14 protein-coding genes are annotated in these 17,196 nt (G+C 62.0%); 8 read left to right on the forward strand and 6 right to left on the reverse strand.

Annotation, left to right across the window (positions count from 1 at the left end; translation table 11 throughout):
* Positions 1-17: 17 nt before the first annotated feature.
* From BW967_RS01245 to BW967_RS01260, 4 genes are all read left to right on the forward strand, one after another.
* On the forward strand, positions 18-833 hold the full coding sequence (locus BW967_RS01245; protein WP_076483218.1) for a TIGR00282 family metallophosphoesterase: 816 nt from the start codon (positions 18-20) through the stop codon (positions 831-833).
* A gap of 93 nt (positions 834-926) precedes the next feature.
* Entirely contained in the window at positions 927-2,711 is a 1,785-nt protein-coding gene (locus BW967_RS01250; RefSeq protein WP_076483219.1) for an SLC13 family permease, read from the forward strand.
* 8 nt (positions 2,712-2,719) lie between these two features.
* Entirely contained in the window at positions 2,720-3,091 is a 372-nt protein-coding gene (locus tag BW967_RS01255; RefSeq protein WP_076483220.1) for a hypothetical protein, read from the forward strand.
* A 104-nt stretch (positions 3,092-3,195) separates the two neighbouring features.
* Entirely contained in the window at positions 3,196-3,936 is a 741-nt protein-coding gene (locus tag BW967_RS01260; protein ID WP_076483221.1) for a YebC/PmpR family DNA-binding transcriptional regulator, read from the forward strand.
* Between the two features lie 159 nt (positions 3,937-4,095).
* Here the strand turns inward: BW967_RS01260 and BW967_RS01265 are convergent, their stop codons facing one another.
* Positions 4,096-5,943, reverse strand: coding sequence for a TRAP transporter large permease (locus tag BW967_RS01265; protein ID WP_076483222.1), 1,848 nt, complete (start codon positions 5,941-5,943; stop codon positions 4,096-4,098).
* A gap of 1 nt (position 5,944) precedes the next feature.
* A complete protein-coding gene (locus BW967_RS01270; protein ID WP_076483223.1) occupies positions 5,945-6,517 on the reverse strand; it encodes a TRAP transporter small permease subunit in 573 nt (190 codons plus the stop codon).
* Between the two features lie 558 nt (positions 6,518-7,075).
* On the opposite strand from BW967_RS01270, the gene BW967_RS01275 reads away from it, so the two are divergent.
* Together BW967_RS01275 and ilvN are read left to right on the forward strand one after the other, a co-directional pair.
* On the forward strand, positions 7,076-8,821 hold the full coding sequence (locus BW967_RS01275; protein WP_076483224.1) for an acetolactate synthase 3 large subunit: 1,746 nt from the start codon (positions 7,076-7,078) through the stop codon (positions 8,819-8,821).
* Positions 8,822-8,900: 79 nt separating this feature from the next.
* Positions 8,901-9,470, forward strand: a complete 570-nt coding sequence (gene ilvN, locus BW967_RS01280) for an acetolactate synthase small subunit (RefSeq protein WP_076483225.1) — start codon at positions 8,901-8,903, stop codon at positions 9,468-9,470.
* 47 nt (positions 9,471-9,517) lie between these two features.
* Here ilvN and BW967_RS01285 read toward each other — a convergent pair whose 3' ends face one another.
* Positions 9,518-10,804: a DUF3422 family protein gene (locus BW967_RS01285; protein ID WP_076483226.1), complete on the reverse strand. Its 1,287-nt coding sequence runs from the start codon at positions 10,802-10,804 to the stop codon at positions 9,518-9,520.
* Positions 10,805-11,004: 200 nt separating this feature from the next.
* Between BW967_RS01285 and BW967_RS01290 the strand changes: the two genes are divergently transcribed.
* Positions 11,005-12,141 (forward strand): metallophosphoesterase family protein, encoded by a 1,137-nt coding sequence (locus tag BW967_RS01290; protein WP_076483227.1) that lies wholly within the window; start codon positions 11,005-11,007, stop codon positions 12,139-12,141.
* Positions 12,138-14,792 (forward strand): AAA family ATPase, encoded by a 2,655-nt coding sequence (locus tag BW967_RS01295; RefSeq protein ID WP_076483228.1) that lies wholly within the window; start codon positions 12,138-12,140, stop codon positions 14,790-14,792. The genes BW967_RS01290 and BW967_RS01295 overlap by 4 nt, the downstream gene beginning before the upstream one ends.
* 42 nt (positions 14,793-14,834) lie before the next feature.
* Here BW967_RS01295 and fghA read toward each other — a convergent pair whose 3' ends face one another.
* The 3 genes from fghA to BW967_RS01310 are packed head-to-tail and all read right to left on the reverse strand — an operon-like array spanning position 14,835 to position 17,069.
* Positions 14,835-15,665 carry an S-formylglutathione hydrolase gene (gene fghA, locus BW967_RS01300; RefSeq protein ID WP_076483229.1) on the reverse strand — a complete coding sequence of 277 codons (831 nt, stop codon included), beginning with the start codon at positions 15,663-15,665 and terminating at the stop codon, positions 14,835-14,837.
* 10 nt (positions 15,666-15,675) lie between these two features.
* On the reverse strand, positions 15,676-16,785 hold the full coding sequence (locus tag BW967_RS01305; RefSeq protein ID WP_076483230.1) for an S-(hydroxymethyl)glutathione dehydrogenase/class III alcohol dehydrogenase: 1,110 nt from the start codon (positions 16,783-16,785) through the stop codon (positions 15,676-15,678).
* Between the two features lie 17 nt (positions 16,786-16,802).
* Positions 16,803-17,069: a metal/formaldehyde-sensitive transcriptional repressor gene (locus BW967_RS01310; protein ID WP_076483231.1), complete on the reverse strand. Its 267-nt coding sequence runs from the start codon at positions 17,067-17,069 to the stop codon at positions 16,803-16,805.
* Between the last annotated feature and the right edge of the window lie 127 nt (positions 17,070-17,196).

Genomic DNA, 17,196 nt, shown 5'->3' on the forward strand with positions numbered 1-17,196 from the left:
GGGCCTATGGAAAATTCATGAAAATACTTTTTCTTGGCGATGTGATGGGGCGCGCTGGGCGCGCGGCGGTGGTCGAGCAGCTTCCTCGGCTGCGCGAGGAATGGCGGCTCGATTTTGTGGTCGTCAATGGCGAGAATGCCTCGGGTGGCATGGGGCTCACGGGCGATCATGCGCGGGTGCTTTTGGCGGCGGGTGCCGATGTGGTGACGCTCGGCGATCATGCCTTTGACCAAAAAGACATGCTGCGCTTTATCGAAAGCGAGCCGCGGGTGATCCGTCCGCTCAATTTTGCCAAGGAAGCGCCGGGCAAGGGCGCGCGGCTCTTTGAAGATCGGCGCGGGCGCAAGGTGCTGGTCACCCAAGTGCTGGGCCAAGTTTTCATGAAACGCGCCTTTGACGACCCGTTCTCGGCGATGGATGCCGTATTGCGCGCGCATCCCTTGGGCGGGCAGGCGCAGGCGATCTTGGTCGATGTGCATTGCGAGGCGACCTCGGAAAAGATGGCGATGGGCCATTTTTGCAATGGGCGCGCAAGCCTTGTGGTTGGCACCCATACCCATGTGCCCACCGGCGATGCGATGATCCTCTCTGATGGCACCGGCTATCTGACCGATGCAGGCATGTGCGGCGATTATGATTCCGTCATCGGCATGGAAAAGGCCGAACCGATGCGCCGGTTCATCACCGGGATGATGCGCGAAAAGTTCAGCCCCGCGCGGGGCTCGGTGACGCTTTCGGGGGTCTACATCGAGACCGATGACAAGACCGGGCGTGCAACCCGCATTGTTCCGGTGCGCCAAGGCGGCCATCTGCAGCAATCTGCGCCAGTTTGAGCTTTGATCTGTTTTTACGTGACGGCTGTGACGATGCGGGCTTGCCGGGCGCATTGGCGCTTGTAGTATCGCCCCGATGAACAGAGGTGCGCGATGATCGACCTTGGACTGAGCCAGACCATGGAAGCCTGGCTGACCCTTGCGCTTGTCGTGGGGATGCTTGTTCTTTTCATGCGCGAGACATTTGCCACCGAAGTGACCGCGATTGGCGGCGCGGCGGTGCTGTTGATGCTCGGCATTGTGCCCTACAAAGAGGCGACGGCGGTGCTGTCAAACTCGGCCCCATGGACCATCGTGATGATGTTCCTGCTCATGGGGGGGCTTGTGCGCACCGGCGCGCTGGATTGGCTGACACGGCTTGCCGAAAAGCATGTCGATGACCGCCCCGTTATTGCCGTGATGGCGATTTTTGCTGCGATTGCGGCCGCTTCGGCGTTTTTGAACAACACCCCCGTGGTGGTGTTGATGATGCCGGTGATGATGGCTTTGGCGCGCCGCATTGGGGTTGCGCCCTCCAAATTCCTGATCCCGCTCTCTTATGCGGCGATCTTGGGCGGCACCGTCACCTTGATTGGCACCTCGACCAACCTGCTTGTCGATGGCGTCGCACGGCAAAAGGGGATGGAGCCTTTCACCATGTTCGAAATCTCGGGCATGGGGCTGGTGCATGTGCTGGTGGGCGGCGCTTACATGCTGCTCATCGGGCGGCACCTGCTGCCTGATCGCACCTCGATGGGCGCGCTCTTGGGCGATAAGCGCAAGATGAAATTCTTCACCGAGGTGGCTTTGCCCGAAGGCTCTGGCCTCATCGGCCAGCCGGTTCTGGAGGCGGAACTTTTCAAGCGCGAAGGCATGCGGGTGATCGACGTTTTGCGCGGCGATGCCTCCTTGCGGCGCGATCTTGCGGGCGCGGTCTTGGCCGCTGGTGACCGTGTGGTTTTGCGCACCGAAATGGCCGAATTGATGAGCCTGCAGCAAAACACCGATCTGCGCATGGTGGATAAGCTGTCGTCGGTGCAGACCGAAACGGTCGAGGTGCTGATCTCGCCCGGTTGCCGGATGATTGGCCGCTCGCTTGGCGATCTGCGCCTGCGCCGCCGCTACGGTGTTTATGTGCTTGCCGCGCATCGGCGGAACCAAAACATTGGCCGCAAGCTGGATGATCTGGTGGTGGTTGTCGGTGATACGCTGCTGCTTGAGGGCGCCCCCGAAGATATTGCGCGCTTGGCGGCGGACATGGATTTGGTCGATGTCACAAAGCCCACGATCCGCGCGTTTCGGCGCACCAAGGCCCCCATCGCCGTGGGGGCGATGGCCGCCGTGGTGGCGCTTGCTGCTTTTGACGTGGCGCCGATTTTGCTTTTGGCCACGCTGGCGGTGGCGGTGATCTTGCTTACCCGCGCGATTGACCCCGATGAGGCGTTTTCCTTTATCGAAGGGCGGTTGATGGCGCTCATCTTCGCCATGTTGGTCGTGGGGGTGGGGCTGGAACGCTCGGGCGCGGTGCTGTTGCTCGTTGATGCGGTCGCGCCCTATCTGCAGGGGCTTTCGCCGCATCTGACGCTTTTTGCCGTGTTCTTGCTTGGCTCGGTGCTGACCGAGTCCGTCTCCAACAATGCCGTTGCGGTTATTTTGACGCCAATCGCGATCCAACTTGGCCAGTCCTTGGGGCTTGATCCGCGCCCGCTGGTGGTGGCGGTGATGTTCTCTGCTTCGGCCTCTTTTGCCACGCCGATTGGCTATCAGACGAACACGCTTGTCTATGGCCCCGGCGGCTATCACTTCTCCGACTATCTAAAGGTCGGCGTGCCGCTGAACCTGCTCTTGGCCATTGTCGGCACATTCGTCATTCCGTTGATCTGGCCGCTTGTGCCTTGAGGTATCCTATGCGCTCCTTCCTTCTTCTGCCCGCCGTTGCTTTGCTGTCTGCCTGTGCGCTGCCGGGCGCCTCACCGCTTGCGCGCCCTGATCATGTGAGCTTGCTGGAAAACCAACTGACCGTGGTTTTGACCGATGGCAGCCGCTGTGGTGCGAACAGTGCGGCGATGCCATCGGGCACGCTAGAGGGCTGTTCAACTGCCTATGATTATGCCGTTGAGATGAAACGCCCGGTTTGGGTGCAGGGGGCGGAGGCTTTCCTTGAACCCTATGCGATGATCACGCTCACCCGCCAAGAAGATGGGCGGCGGTTTGTGTTTGAAACGCCGAAAGCTGGCGAAGATAAGCCCGTGCCAAATTACGGCACGACGTCGCAATAAGCGCACCTGCGGGGCCAATCTGCGGGGGCGGCGCTGCGCCGCTTGCGATGCCCGGCTGCACTGGCTATAGAAGCCGCCAAACCGATAGTGCGACGGAGACGGGCATGGCAGGCCATTCCAAATGGGCGAACATCCAGCACCGCAAGGGCAAGCAGGATGCAATCCGCTCGAAAATGTTCTCGAAGCTGGCGAAGGAAATTACCGTCGCCGCGAAAATGGGCGATCCCGACCCGGATAAAAACCCGCGTCTGCGGCTTGCGGTGAAGGCGGCCAAGGCGCAGTCGATGCCGAAAGACGTCATCGACCGGGCGATCAAAAAATCGCAAATGGGCGATGCGGCGGATTACACCGAAATCCGGTATGAGGGTTACGGCCCGAACGGGATTGCGATCATCGTCGAGGCGCTGACTGACAACCTCAACCGCACCGCCTCCAACGTGCGCAGCTACTTCACCAAATCGGGCGGCAATATGGGCCAAACTGGTTCGGTGAGCCACGGCTTCGACCGCGTGGGTGAGATTTCCTATCCGGCCTCGGCGGGCGATGCGGACACGGTGATGATGGCGGCGCTTGAAGCCGGTGCCGATGACGTGGAAAGCGACGAAGAAGGCCACTGGATCTATTGCGCGGTGGAGAACCTTTCGGAGGTGTCCGAGGCGCTTGAGGCGGCTTTGGGCGAGTCGACCGAATCCAAGCTGATCTGGAAACCGCAGGTTTCGACCGAGGTGGATCTGGAAACCGCGCAAAAGCTGATGAAGCTGATTGATGCGCTGGAAGAAGATGATGACGTGCAAACGGTGACGCATAACTTTGACGTCCCCGAAGACGTGGCCGCGCAGCTTTAAGCGCCGCCCATCTGCACCACTGTTTAAGGCGCCCCTTGGGGCGCCTTTTGCTTTTGGGGGCGGTGGCGTCGCAACACACTTCAACTGCGGGAAAAGATCTTCCGCGAGCATCGGCACCAAGCGAAATGAAAACGGCGGCCCGAGGGCCGCCGCTTTGCTTTAGTTTCCGATTGGGGCGCCGCCCAAGCCCATGGGGGCGGGGATGCCGAGGCTTGCGCCACCGCCTTGCGGCGGCTGTTGCGGGTTGCCTGTCGGTGCGCCCAGACCCGGCGGCGGACCACCGAGCGAGGGGGCCCCAAGGCTCAGCCCACCGCCCGGCGCGGCCGGTTGCCCACCAATCGGCGGCAGCCCCATGCCCCCCGGTGCGCCCAGACCACCACCAAGGCCGGGCATCCCGGGCAGGGTGATCTCGACATTGCTCACATCGACGGGCTTGCCTTTGTAGTGCATCACCATCTGCGGGAAGGCGATCACCACCGCGATCATCACGATCTGGATGAACACAAACGGCACAGCGCCCCAATAGATTTGCGAGGTCTTCACCGGATCGGTCAGCTGCCCTGTCACCTTATCCACATAAGGATTTTTCGGCGCGACAGAGCGCAAGAAGAACAGGGCAAAGCCAAACGGCGGGTGCATGAACGAGGTTTGCATGTTCACGCCCAAGATCACCCCGAACCAGATCAGGTCGATGCCCAGCTTCTCGGCTGCGGGGGCCAGAAGCGGCACGATGATGAAGGCCAGCTCGAAGAAGTCGAGGAAGAAGGCGAGGAAGAAGACGAGCAGGGAGACCACGATCAAGAAGCCCATCTCACCGCCCGGCAGCGACACCAGCAGGTGTTCCACCCAAAGGTGACCGTTCACCCCGTAGAAGGTGAGCGAGAACACCCGCGCGCCCAAAAGTATGAACATCACAAAGGCCGAAAGCCGGGTGGTGGCCGCCAGCGCCTCGCGCACCACATGCATGCTGAGCCGCTTTTTGACACCCGAGAGGATCAGCGCCCCCACCGCGCCCATTGCGCCACCTTCGGTCGGCGTGGCCACGCCCAAGAAGATGGTGCCAAGCACAAGGAAGATCAGCGCCAGCGGCGGGATCAGCACGATCACCACTTGCTGCGCAAGGCGGCTCATGCGGTTGAGATGCGTACCTTTGTCGATCAGGGCGATGACATAAATCACCACCACGGCCAAAGCGGCCGCTAGAATATCGGCGTTTGAATCGCGCGCATCGGGCACATGCAGCCAGTTATAGGTGGCAAAGAAAGTGGCAATGCCAATCGCCAGCACGACGAACAGCGAGGTGACGCCAGAGCCCAGCGTGCGCGCCTCTTTCGGCAGGGCCGGCATGGCGGCAGGGCGCACAATCGACATCACCGCCACATAGCCAAGGTAGATGCCCGTCAGCACAAGGCCGGGGATCAGCGCACCTTTATACATATCGCCCACCGAGCGGCCAAGCTGGTCGGCCAGAACGATCAAAACGAGCGAGGGCGGGATGATCTGTGCCAGCGTGCCAGAGGCGGCAATCACCCCCGAGGCGATGCGCCGATCATAACCGTAACGCAGCATGATCGGCAGCGAGATCAGCCCCATCGCAATCACCGAGGCCGCGACAACGCCGGTGGTCGCCGCCAAAAGCGCGCCCACAATAATCACCGCATAGGCAAGCCCGCCGCGCACCGGGCCGAAAAGCTGGCCGATGGTATCCAGCAGGTCTTCCGCCATGCCGGATTTTTCCAGCACGATCCCCATGAAGGTGAAGAAGGGAATGGCTAGGAGTGTCTCGTTACTTAAGACGCCCCAGAACCGTTCTGGCATCGCGTTGAGCAAAGGCCAGCTGAGGTTGATCGAGCCGCCCGAAAGCGGGGCCAGTTCAACACCAATGATGAAGAAGACAAGACCGTTCGCCGCGAGCGAAAATGCCACCGGATAGCCCAGCAGCAAAAACACGATAAGCGAGACGAACATGATCGGTGCCATGTTCGTGGCAATGAGTTCCAAAAGCATCTCAGAGCCCCTCTTCTTCGACCAGCGCCTCGGCAGTGCCGTGGTGGCCGGTATAGGTGTGGGGATCTGCAATCAGCCCACGCATGATCGCGATTTTCTTGATGATCTCAGAGATGGCTTGCAAGAAAAGCAGCCCAAAGCCGATCAGCAAGAGTGACTTTGCCGGCCACAAGATCAGCCCGCCCGCGTTCGTGGACATTTCCCCAGATGTGAAGGAGCGCAGCACGAAGGGCGTCAGCATGTAAAGCATCAAGCAGATGAAGGGCAGCAGGAAGAAGACATGGCCAAAAAGGTCAATCCAGTGCTGCACCCGGCGCGAGAAGGCGCCATAGACGATGTCGATCCGGATATGCTCGTTTTGCTTGAGCGTATAGGCCGCTGCCAGCAAGAAAGCCGCGCCATACAAATACCATTGTGCCTCAAGCCATGCGTTCGATGAGGTGTTGAACACCTTGCGCACGATGGCGTTGGTGGCCGAAACCAGCACCGCCACCAGAATGAGCCAAGCGACTGACTTTCCGATGACTTCGTTGATGCGGTCGACGGCCCGTGACAGAGCCAGCAAAGCGCCCATCGTCTCCTCCCCTTCCAATGCCCTTTATCCCCATAAGGGGCTGGGCTGTTCCTGCCGGGTGCGCGCAGGAAAAGCAAGGAATTCGGCCCTCGGCGGTTCGATTTCCTGACCAATCTTGCAGAATTTTCGCCTCTAAGTGGTGTCGGGGCACGGCACCGGCCAAAATGGCAGCATCTTCCCTAAGGGCAAAGGGGGCGCAGGCGCGACTCGTTTGTAAACCATAGGTGGGAAAGGGCCGAATCGGGCCTGTTTGCTTGTGGGTGACTTGCGAAAATGTCACCGATTTGCCGATCTGCGCAATTTTTGGAACGCTTTACCCTTTGGCGCGACATTATATTCAGTGTTTTGCCGTTGACGCCCCCAAGGGCACCCCCTAATGTCCGCCCCAATAGAGGCGAAAGGATCAGCGATGTTCGCGCTTGTGGTCGTAGTAGGGAATTGGCGCATGGGCCGGTAACGGTTGACCATTTTGGTTCCCATGCGCCCTCGCCGATCACGCGGGGGCTTTTTGTTGGCGAAGGCACGGGGTGAAACGGACCCCGGAAAGGACGGATAAAGATGTCGCGGCAGATGACCGGCGCGGAAATGGTGGTGCAAGCGCTCAAGGATCAGGGGGTCGATACGATCTTCGGTTATCCCGGTGGTGCGGTATTGCCGATCTATGACGCGATCTTTCAGCAAAACGACATCAAGCACATCCTTGTGCGCCACGAACAAGCTGCCGTGCATATGGCCGAGGGTTACGCCCGCTCGACCGGCAAGCCAGGCTGTGTGCTGGTGACCTCTGGCCCCGGCGCGACGAATGCCGTGACCGGCCTCACCGATGCGCTGATGGACAGCATTCCTTTGGTGGTCTTTTCGGGGCAGGTGCCGACCTTCATGATCGGCACCGATGGCTTCCAAGAAGCCGATACGATTGGCATCACGCGGGCCTGCACCAAGCATAACTGGCTGGTGAAAGACCCGGCGAAGCTTTCGGAAACGATCCACCAAGCCTTCCATGTCGCGACCTCTGGCCGCCCCGGTCCGGTGCTGGTGGATCTGCCGAAAGACGTGCAATTCGCTTCGGCTGAATATACCGGGCCGAAAACCGCGCGCACCGAGCATTATCAGCCCAAGGTCAAAGGCGATCTGGACGCGATCACCAAGCTTGTCGAGCTGATGGAAAAGGCCGAACGCCCGATCTTTTACACCGGCGGCGGCGTGATCAACTCGGGCACCGGTGCAAGCCAACTTCTGCGTGAAGTGGTGGATGCAACGGGCTTCCCGATCACCTCGACGTTGATGGGCCTTGGCGCTTACCCGGCCTCCGGCAAGAACTGGCTTGGGATGCTGGGCATGCATGGTCTTTATGAGGCCAACCTCGCCATGCATGACTGCGATCTGATGATCAACCTCGGCGCGCGGTTTGATGACCGCATCACCGGGCGCGTGGCCGATTTCAGCCCGCATTCGATCAAGGCGCATGTCGATATTGATGCCTCGTCGATCAACAAGATCATTCAGGTCGATCTGCCGATCTTGGGCGACATTGGCCATGTGCTCGAAGACCTGCTCAAGGTCTGGAAAGCGCGTGGGCGCAAGACTAACAAAGAGGGCCTTGGCAAGTGGTGGCAAAAGATCGACGAATGGAAGAAGGTGCGCTGCCTGAGCTACACCAATTCCGACACGATCATTAAGCCGCAATATGCGCTGCAACGGCTTGAGGAACTTACCAAGGGCCGCGACCGCTACATCACCACCGAAGTCGGCCAGCACCAAATGTGGGCGGCGCAGTTCTTGGGCTTTGACGCGCCGAACCGCTGGATGACCTCGGGCGGCTTGGGCACGATGGGCTATGGCTTCCCGGCCTCGATCGGGGTGCAAATCGCCCATCCCGAAAGCCTTGTGATCAACATCGCGGGCGAAGCCTCGTGGCTGATGAACATGCAAGAAATGGGCACCTGCACCCAGTTCCGCACCCCGGTGAAACAGTTCATCTTGAACAATGAACGCCTTGGCATGGTGCGGCAATGGCAAGACCTGCTGCATGGCGGGCGCTATTCGCAAAGCTGGTCGGAAAGCCTGCCGGACTTTGTGAAATTGGCCGAAGCCTTTGGCTGGAAGGGCATTGTGGTCAGCGACCCGAAAGAGCTTGATGACGCGATCATGGAGATGATCGAATACGATGGCCCGGTGCTGTTTGATTGCCTCGTTGAGAAGCATGAAAACTGCTTCCCGATGATCCCGTCCGGCAAGCCGCATAATGACATGCTGCTTTCGGCCGATGCCGAGGCCTTCCGCGGCGGCGCCGCGCTGGTGTGACAGAGCCGGGGGGTGCTGCCCCCCGGACCCCCCGGGATATTTCCGGCAAGATGAAAGATATTCGGAAGGGAGAGGGCACATGGCCGCTCTGAACATCAAAAAAGGCTCCACCAGCCATTCCGCTTATGACCTGCGCGACACCCACTCGGATGTGGAACGCAGCCATACGCTGGCGGTGATTGTGGAAAACGAACCGGGCGTGCTGGCGCGCGTGATCGGGCTGTTTTCGGGCCGGGGCTATAACATCGACAGCCTGACCGTGGCCGAGATCGACCATAAGGGCCACCGCTCGCGCATCACCATCGTGACTCGCGGCACCGAGGCGGTGATTGAGCAAATCCGCGCGCAACTGGGCCGGATCGTGCCGGTGCATGAGGTGCATGACCTCACCACCGAAGCCTCGGCAGTGGAACGCGAATTGGCGCTCTTTAAGGTCGCCGCCACGGGCGAAAAGCGCGTTGAATCGTTGCGTTTGGCCGATATTTTCCGCGCCAATGTGGTCGATAGCACGCTTGAAAGCTTTGTTTTTGAGATCACCGGCACGTCAGAAAAGATCGACGCTTTTGCGGAGTTGATGCGCCCCTTGGGGCTGGTCGATGTCGCCCGCACCGGGGTCGCGGCGCTCGCGCGTGGCGTTGGCAACCTTTAAGCGCCAAGGCTCACTAGGATGAGAGAAGGGGGCCGCTGGCCCCCTTTTTAATGCCCGACGCTATTGCGGATCCGCCGCAGCGCCAGCCAGACAATCGCCACCACAAAGGGCGTGAGCCCCGCGACGGCCATTTCTTTGGAAATGCCCACTTCCTTGGCGATCGGGTAAACGGCATAGGCGGCAAGGCTCACCGCATAATAGCTGATCGCCACAACCGAGAGCCCCTCGACCGTGCGTTGCAGACGCAATTGCAGATCGGACCGGCGGTCCATGCTTTCGAGGAGTTTTTGGTTTTGCGCTTGGCGCGCCACATCGACCCGCGTGCGCAGCAATTCCCCCGCCCGCGCGGCGCGTTCGACCATTGCGTTCAATCGCACCTCAGCCGATTTCACCGTCCGCATCGCCGGGTCATAGCGGCGCATCATGAACTCTTCGAACTTCTGGCGGCCATTGAATCGGCTTTCGCGCAGCACCTGCACGCGGTCATGCACAATCGCCTCATAGGCATTGGTGGCCGAAAACCGGAATGTGTGGGTCACGGCGAGGCTTTCGAGTTCGGTTGAAACCTCCAAAAGCCGATGCAGCGTATCCTCTGCCGGATGAGCATCGTCTTTCATACTATCGACAAGCGCGCTCAGCTCCGGCTCCAGCGCATTGAGCTTGGTGGTGAGTTGGCGCGCGCGACCAAGGCCCAGCATCGAAACGGCGCGATAGGTTTCTATCTCGCACAGTCGCTGCACAATCCGCCCGATGCGGCCTTGCCCGGTGCCGGGTTTGGCAAAAAGCGCAAAGCGCATCAGCCCCGCCGGGTCGATCCGAAAATCGGTCGCGACAACGGCGGTTTCATCCAAAACCCATGCGCAAACAAGGCTTTCTGGCACGAACCAGCTTTCCACCGCGGGCAAGATCTTCATCGGATCTTCGGGCAGTTCCTCAATCCGGATCGAGACCGCCGCAATCCGCCGTCCCGGCGCGGCTTTCATCCACGCGGGCGGAAAGACCTCGGCCTCTGCCGGGTCAAATGGGCGCTCTGACACGCCGGGCGCATGCGCCAGATAGGTGGTGAATTCGGTATGGCTTTCCCATTTGAGCACATGGCGGCCAATTTCGCCGGTGTAATGCGTCGCGCCTTCGGGCGGCACAGCCCCGCCCGCGCGGGTCAACAGGTCAACGAGATGGTCATGGTCTTTGCTGCGGTCGCGGTTGGCCGCATCTTTGGGTTCTTTGAACGCCAGATAGATCACATGCGCGGGCGCACCCACCGCCGGAAACGGGCGGGCGTGCAATTCGTTCACCAGCGCATAGCGCAGCGGGTGGTCATCATTGGGGGTCAACGCGGGCCTCCGGTCCGATGCGGGTCAAGTTTCACCTAGCCTAGCATGCGCAGGGGACAAGCAAAAAACGTGTGAGGCTTGGGGCTTGCGGCATAGGGGCGCATGAGACGCGGCGAGAATGGCGCAAATTGCAGGCGTGGTGTTGACCCTTCGGGCGGCTTCGTGCAGCGATGGGGCTCTTGGCTTTGACAGGATTTCCCATGGCGTTCAGTTTCCTACATGCATCCGATTTGCATTTGGGCAAACCCTTTGGCGGCTACCCCGAGGCGATCCGCAACCGCCTGCGCGAGGCGCGCCACGGCGCGATTGCGGCGCTTGCGACGGCGGCAAGGTCTGGGCGGGCGCGCCATGTGCTGCTTGCGGGCGATACCTTCGATGCAGAAACTCCTGCGCCAGAGACCCTGCGCCAAGCGCTTTCGGCGATGGCGGAGGAATCTGACATTGCTTGGACCCTTCTGCCCGGCAACCATGACAGCTTGGCCGCGACGGAACTTTGGCGGCGCATTGCGACGGAAGCGCCCGAGAACCTGCGCGTGCTCACCACGCCCGACCCCATCGCCCTTTCGGGTGGCGTTTATGTGCTGCCCGCGCCGTGTACCCAGCGCCGACCGGGGCGCGATTTGACCGAGGCAATGTCGGCCCCGACGCCAGAGGGCGCTGTGCGCATCGGGCTCGGCCACGGCGCGATCACCGATTTTTCCGGCGGTGAAAGCTTGGCCGAAGAGGGCGGCGCCGGGATCATTCCGCCCGATCGTGCCACGCGCTCGGGGCTTGATTACCTTGCCCTTGGCGATTGGCACGGGCAGATGCAGGTCGGGCCGCGCACATGGTACTCGGGCACGCCCGAGCCGGATGGCTTCAAGCATGATCTGGCGGGTGGCGCGCTCTTGGTGAGCCTTGATCGCCCCGGTGATCCGCCCGATGTGACGCCGATGGAAACCGGGCATCTGCGCTGGCATGGGCTGTCTTTAGAGATGCTGCCGGGCGAAGACACGACAGCACTGTTGGATCTGATGCTACCAGGGTCGCGGCGGCGAAACCATTTGGTGAAGCTGGTGATATCTGGCCGGCTCCCCTTGGCCGAGCGCGCCGCTTTGGAGGCGGAACTCGCCCGGCTTGCGCCCGAATTTGGCTGGTGGGCGGCGGATCTTTCGCGCCTTGGGGTGGAGGCTTTGCCCGAAGACCTGGACCAGATCGACCGCGCCGGGGCTTTGCGCCAAGCGGCCGAGGTGCTTTTGGCGGAAAGCGGGGATTTGGCGCTGTCGCAAGCGGATCGTGATGTGGCGGCGCGCGCGCTTGCCCGGCTTTATGCGCTCTCGCAAGAGGTGCAGGCATGAAACTGCGCGCGATTGAACTCTCCAACATCCGCCGCTTTGCGGGGCAACGCGCGCGGCTCTCTGGGCTGGGCGATGGGCTCACGGTGCTCTCTGAGCCCAATGAATTTGGCAAATCCACCTTTTTCGATGCGCTGCATGCGGTGTTTTTTGAACGTCATCGGGCCTCTGGCGCGGGGGTGAAAAGCCTGCGCCCGCATGCGGGGGGGGCGCCAGAAGCGAGCGTTGAGGTGGAACTTACCAAGGGGCATTACACGATCTTCAAGCGCTGGCTTTCGCGTCCGCAAGCGCGCATCACCGAGGCGGGCGGGCGGATCATCGCGCAAGATGATGAGGCCGAGGCATGGATTGAGGCGCTGATGCAAGATGGCGCCGGGGCTGGCGGGCTCGCCGGGCCTTCGGGTCTTGTCTGGGTGCGCCAAGGGCTGTTGGGGCTTGAACCCGAGGGCACGAGTGCAGACGAGAAACGCATCCGCGAACGCGGGCTCAACACCCGGCGCGATTTGCTCTCGTCCGTCGCGGGCGAGATTGAGGCGATGACCGGCGGGCGGCGCATGGATGCCGTCGTGGCGCGGGTGGTTGAAGACCTCGCCCCCTTGGTTACTGCGACCGGCAAGCCGAAATCTGGCGGCGCTTGGGCGACAGCCTTGGCGGAGGTGGAGAGTTTGGCCAAAGAAATCGCCGAGTTGCGCCCCAAAGCCGAGCGTCTTTCCGGCGATTTGGCGCGGCGTGGTGAGGTGCAACGGCAGATCGCTCGGCTCACCGACCCGGCGGAAGCGGAGGCCCGCACGGAAGCGGTGAAGGCTGCGAAAGCCGCCTATGAGGCCGCGCAGGCCCATGCGGCGCAACTGGCCCAAAGTGAGACCGCCCTGCGCCTTGCGCAAAACGAGGAAGCGGCGGCAAACGGAGAGATTTCGCGTCTGACCCAGCTTCAAGCGCGGCTCAAAGATTTGGCGCAAGCGCGCGACGCGGCAGAGACAAAGGCCGAAGCGGCGCGCCAAAGGGCCGAAGACCTTGCGGGGCGCGAAGGGGCCGCGCGGCAAAAGGCGGAGACCACCGGACAAGCCTTGCGGGATTTGCGCGCGCGTCTTGGTGCCGCGCAAAAGGCGCAGCTTGCCCGCGCGGCCGCGGCGCGCGCCGAGGCGCTGTCAAGCCAAGTCAAACGTGCCGAGAGCCTGCAACAAGAGGCCGAGCAGATCACCGCGAAATTGGGGTTGATGCGCATTTCGCCCAAAGCGCTGCAAGCGGCGGAAGAGGCGCAAGCGGCGCTGGATCGGTTGACGGTGCAGGCCGAATTGCAAGCGGTGCAAATTACCGCCCACCCCACGGGCGGGGGCCAAGCGCTGCTGGAGGGCGTGCCTTTGGGGCCGGGGCCGCATCCGGTGCTTGCGGCCTGCGAGATCACCTTGCCGGGCTTTGGCAGCCTGCATCTGGACCCCGGCGCCAAGCGCGGCGCGGAAACCGCGCAAAGGTTGGATCAGGCGCGGGGCGCACGCGATGCGGCGCTGGCCGCTTGTGGGGCAGAAAGCCTGTCCGACGCGCGCCACTTGCTGAACGAGGCGCAGCGGCTGCGCGAGGCGCTCAAGCAAATCACGGCCAGTTTGGCCGATGTCGCGCCCAAAGGGGCGGAATCTTTGCGCGCCGATCTGGCCCGCGCACAGGCGGAGGCCACGCAGGCACCGCAACAGGGGGCGGAGGAAGATATTCCCGGGCTGGAAGTGGCCCTTGCCCAAGCCGACGAAGCGGCGAGCACGGCGCAAGCCGAGGCCCGCACGGCGCAAGACCTCGCCAGCACCGCGCGCGAGGCGCGGGCCGGGGCGGAGGCCGCGCGGCTGGCCCAAAAGCAAGCGCATGAGGCGGCGCAACAAGAGGCGGGCGATCCGCAAGCTCTGGCCGAACGGCTTGCGGTTCTGCGGGCGGAGCTGCCGAAACGCGCGCAAGCCACAGCGGAAAAGGCGCAAGCGCATCAGCTCCTTACCGCCGCCGCCCCCGATCTTGCGACCGCCGAGGCACGGCTTGCCCGTGCCACCAGCGCGGCCGAACAAGCGCGCCACGAGATTGAGGAAGGCCGCCGCCATCTGGCCGAACTCGACACCCGCATCAGCGTTTTGGCTGAAGAAGGGATTGAGGAGCGCTTGGCCGATCTGGAAGGCCGTCACCAAGAGGCCGAGGCCCGCGCGGGGCGTTACGAGGGCGAGGTGAAAGCGCTGACCCGGCTGCGCGTGGCGCTTGAGGCTGCCCGCAGTGCCGCGCGGGAGGCCTATTTTGAGCCGGTGATGCGCGAGTTGAAGCCGCTTCTGTCGATCCTGCATCCGGGGGCAGAGATCGAGATTGATGATCAAACGCTGCTGCCCGCGATTTTGACCCGCGAGGGGGAGGCGGAATCGCTCGGCATTCTCTCAGGTGGCACGCGCGAGCAATTGGCGATCCTGACCCGGCTCGCTTTCGCGCGGCTTTTTGCGCAGGCGGGGCACCCCGTGCCGGTGATTTTGGACGATGCTTTGGTGATGAGCGATGATGACCGGATCGAGGCGATGTTCACCGCGCTGCACCGGGTGGCGCGCGATCAGCAGATCATCGTCTTTACCTGCCGCCAACGCGCCTTTGCCCAATTGGGCGGGGCGAAAGCGCAAGTGACGGTTGAGGCGCTTTGAAAAAGGCGCGGCCCGAGGGTTCCCCCCCCCGGGCCGACCTGTTTAGCCTTTCAACGCGGCCGCATGATGGGCGATGTGATCGCCGATGAAGCTTGCGATGAAATAATAGCTGTGGTCATAGCCCGGCTGGCGGCGCAGCGTCAGCGGATGGCCCAGACGCTCGGCCTCGGCAGCAAAGATCTCGGGCTTAAGCTGATTTTCCAAGAACGGGTCCGCCTCGCCTTGGTCAATCAGCACCGGAAGCCGCTCGGAAGCGCCCGCCAAAAGCGCGGTCGCATCCCATTCGGCCCACGTGGCGCGATCTTCGCCCAAATAGGCGGTGAAGGCTTTTTCGCCCCACGGCACCTGAGTGGGCGCCAAAATCGGCGAAAAGGCCGAGACGGCGGCATAACGACCGGGGTTTTTCAGCGCGATCGTGAGCGCGCCGTGGCCCCCCATCGAATGCCCCATGATCGAGCGTTTGTCCGAGGCCGGGAACTCCGCCTCGATCAGTTTGGGCAGTTCCTTGGTGATGTAATCATACATCTTGAAGTGCTGCGCCCAGGGGCCTTGCGTGGCGTTGAGGTAGAACCCCGCGCCTTGGCCCAGATCATAAGCCTCATCATCGGCCACATCCGCGCCACGGGGCGAGGTATCGGGTGCCACCAAAATCACCCCATGCTGGGCGGCAAATTGTTGCGCGCCCGCTTTGGTGATGAAGTTTTGCTCGTTACAGGTCAGCCCCGACAGCCAATAGATCACCGGCAGCCGCTCCCCCGCCGCATGGGCGGGGGTAAAAACGGCAAAGCTCATCTCACAGCCCAGCACCTCGGATGCGTGCTTCCAGACCGTTTGCGCGCCGCCAAAACAGGCGTGCGATTCAAGCCGTTCCATCTGCGCAGCCTCAGAACTTGATGACCGAACGGATCGACTTGCCTTCATGCATCAGATCGAAGGCGGTGTTGATCTCGTCAAGCGGCATGGTGTGGGTGACGAAGGGGGCCAGTTCAATCTCGCCCTTCATCGCATCTTCGACCATGCCCGGTAGTTGCGTGCGGCCCTTCACCCCGCCAAAGGCGGTGCCCATCCATTTGCGGCCCGTGACCAGTTGGAACGGACGGGTGGAGATTTCTTGCCCCGCCCCGGCCACGCCGATGATCACCGATTGGCCCCAGCCGCGATGCGCACATTCGAGCGCCGCGCGCATCACGTTCACATTGCCGATGCATTCAAAGCTGTGGTCCACGCCCCAGCCGGTCATTTCCACAATCACTTGCTGGATCGGCTTGTCATAGTCTTTCGGGTTTACGCAATCGGTGGCGCCGAATTGCTTGGCCAGTTCGAACTTCTCGGGGTTGGTGTCGATGGCGATGATCCGGCCCGCTTTCGCTTGGCGCGCGCCTTGGATCACGGCCAGACCAATGCCGCCCAAGCCAAAGACGGCGACGCTGTCGCCCGCTTCCACTTTGGCGGTGTTGTGGACCGCGCCAATCCCCGTGGTCACGCCGCAGCCCAACAGGCAGACATGTTCGTGGTTGGCGTGTTCGTTGATTTTGGCCAAGGAGACCTCGGCCACAACGGTGTATTCCGAGAAGGTCGAGCAGCCCATGTAGTGGTAGATCGGCTCGCCATTGTAGGAAAAGCGGGTGGTGCCATCGGGCATCAGGCCCTTGCCTTGGGTGGCGCGCACGGCGACGCAGAGGTTGGTTTTGCCCGATTTGCAGAATTCGCATTCGCCGCATTCGGCGGTGTAAAGCGGAATGACGTGATCGCCGGGTTTCACCGAGGTGACACCTTCGCCGACCTCAACCACGACGCCCGCGCCTTCATGGCCCAAAACGGCGGGGAAGACACCTTCCGGGTCATCGCCAGAGAGGGTGAAGGCATCGGTGTGGCACACGCCCGTGTCGGTGATGCGGATCAGCACTTCACCCTTTTGCGGCGGGGCAACGTCGATTTCGACGATTTCAAGCGGTTTGCCGGGGGCAAAGGCAACGGCGGCACGAGATTTCATGAGGGGCTCCCTTCGGGTTACTTGAGATAGCTGCGCACAAGCGCCAGCAGTTCCTTGGTTTTCGCGCCCCCATCTCCCTCGGGGGCGCCGAATTCATCGCGGATATGGGCTTCCAGCACTTCGGCCATCAGCCCATTCATCGCGCCACGGGTGGCGGCGATTTGCTGCAAAATCGGCGCGCAGGGGGCGCCGCTTTCCAACGCACGTTCCAGCGCCTCACATTGGCCTTTGATCCGGCGCACCCGCGCAAGAATGCGTTTCTTGTCGTCCGGATTGTTGGGCATGAGGGGCTCCCGTGTCGTATACTCGGGTATAGTATATTTTCAAGCGGTCAGCGCAACCGGAAAATACCGAAAGCCTAGCAGAGGCGGAGAAGGGCGCCGCACCCCAGAGGGTGAGGGATGCGGTTCT

The sequence above is a fragment of the Rhodobacter aestuarii genome, assembly GCF_900156655.1.
GTDB classification, from domain to species: Bacteria; Pseudomonadota; Alphaproteobacteria; order Rhodobacterales; family Rhodobacteraceae; genus Rhodobacter; species Rhodobacter aestuarii.

Bases quoted from the DNA above. Each gene is read 5' to 3' on its own strand.
- BW967_RS01245 (WP_076483218.1), top strand. From the start codon at position 18: ATGAAAATACTTTTTCTTGGCGATGTGATGGGGCGCGCTGGGCGCGCG.
- BW967_RS01250 (WP_076483219.1), top strand. From the start codon at position 927: ATGATCGACCTTGGACTGAGCCAGACCATGGAAGCCTGGCTGACCCTT.
- BW967_RS01255 (WP_076483220.1), top strand. From the start codon at position 2,720: ATGCGCTCCTTCCTTCTTCTGCCCGCCGTTGCTTTGCTGTCTGCCTGT.
- BW967_RS01260 (WP_076483221.1), top strand. From the start codon at position 3,196: ATGGCAGGCCATTCCAAATGGGCGAACATCCAGCACCGCAAGGGCAAG.
- BW967_RS01265 (WP_076483222.1), bottom strand. From the start codon at position 5,943: ATGCTTTTGGAACTCATTGCCACGAACATGGCACCGATCATGTTCGTC.
- BW967_RS01270 (WP_076483223.1), bottom strand. From the start codon at position 6,517: ATGGGCGCTTTGCTGGCTCTGTCACGGGCCGTCGACCGCATCAACGAA.
- BW967_RS01275 (WP_076483224.1), top strand. From the start codon at position 7,076: ATGTCGCGGCAGATGACCGGCGCGGAAATGGTGGTGCAAGCGCTCAAG.
- ilvN (WP_076483225.1), top strand. From the start codon at position 8,901: ATGGCCGCTCTGAACATCAAAAAAGGCTCCACCAGCCATTCCGCTTAT.
- BW967_RS01290 (WP_076483227.1), top strand. From the start codon at position 11,005: ATGGCGTTCAGTTTCCTACATGCATCCGATTTGCATTTGGGCAAACCC.
- BW967_RS01295 (WP_076483228.1), top strand. From the start codon at position 12,138: ATGAAACTGCGCGCGATTGAACTCTCCAACATCCGCCGCTTTGCGGGG.
- fghA (WP_076483229.1), bottom strand. From the start codon at position 15,665: ATGGAACGGCTTGAATCGCACGCCTGTTTTGGCGGCGCGCAAACGGTC.
- BW967_RS01305 (WP_076483230.1), bottom strand. From the start codon at position 16,785: ATGAAATCTCGTGCCGCCGTTGCCTTTGCCCCCGGCAAACCGCTTGAA.
- BW967_RS01310 (WP_076483231.1), bottom strand. From the start codon at position 17,069: ATGCCCAACAATCCGGACGACAAGAAACGCATTCTTGCGCGGGTGCGC.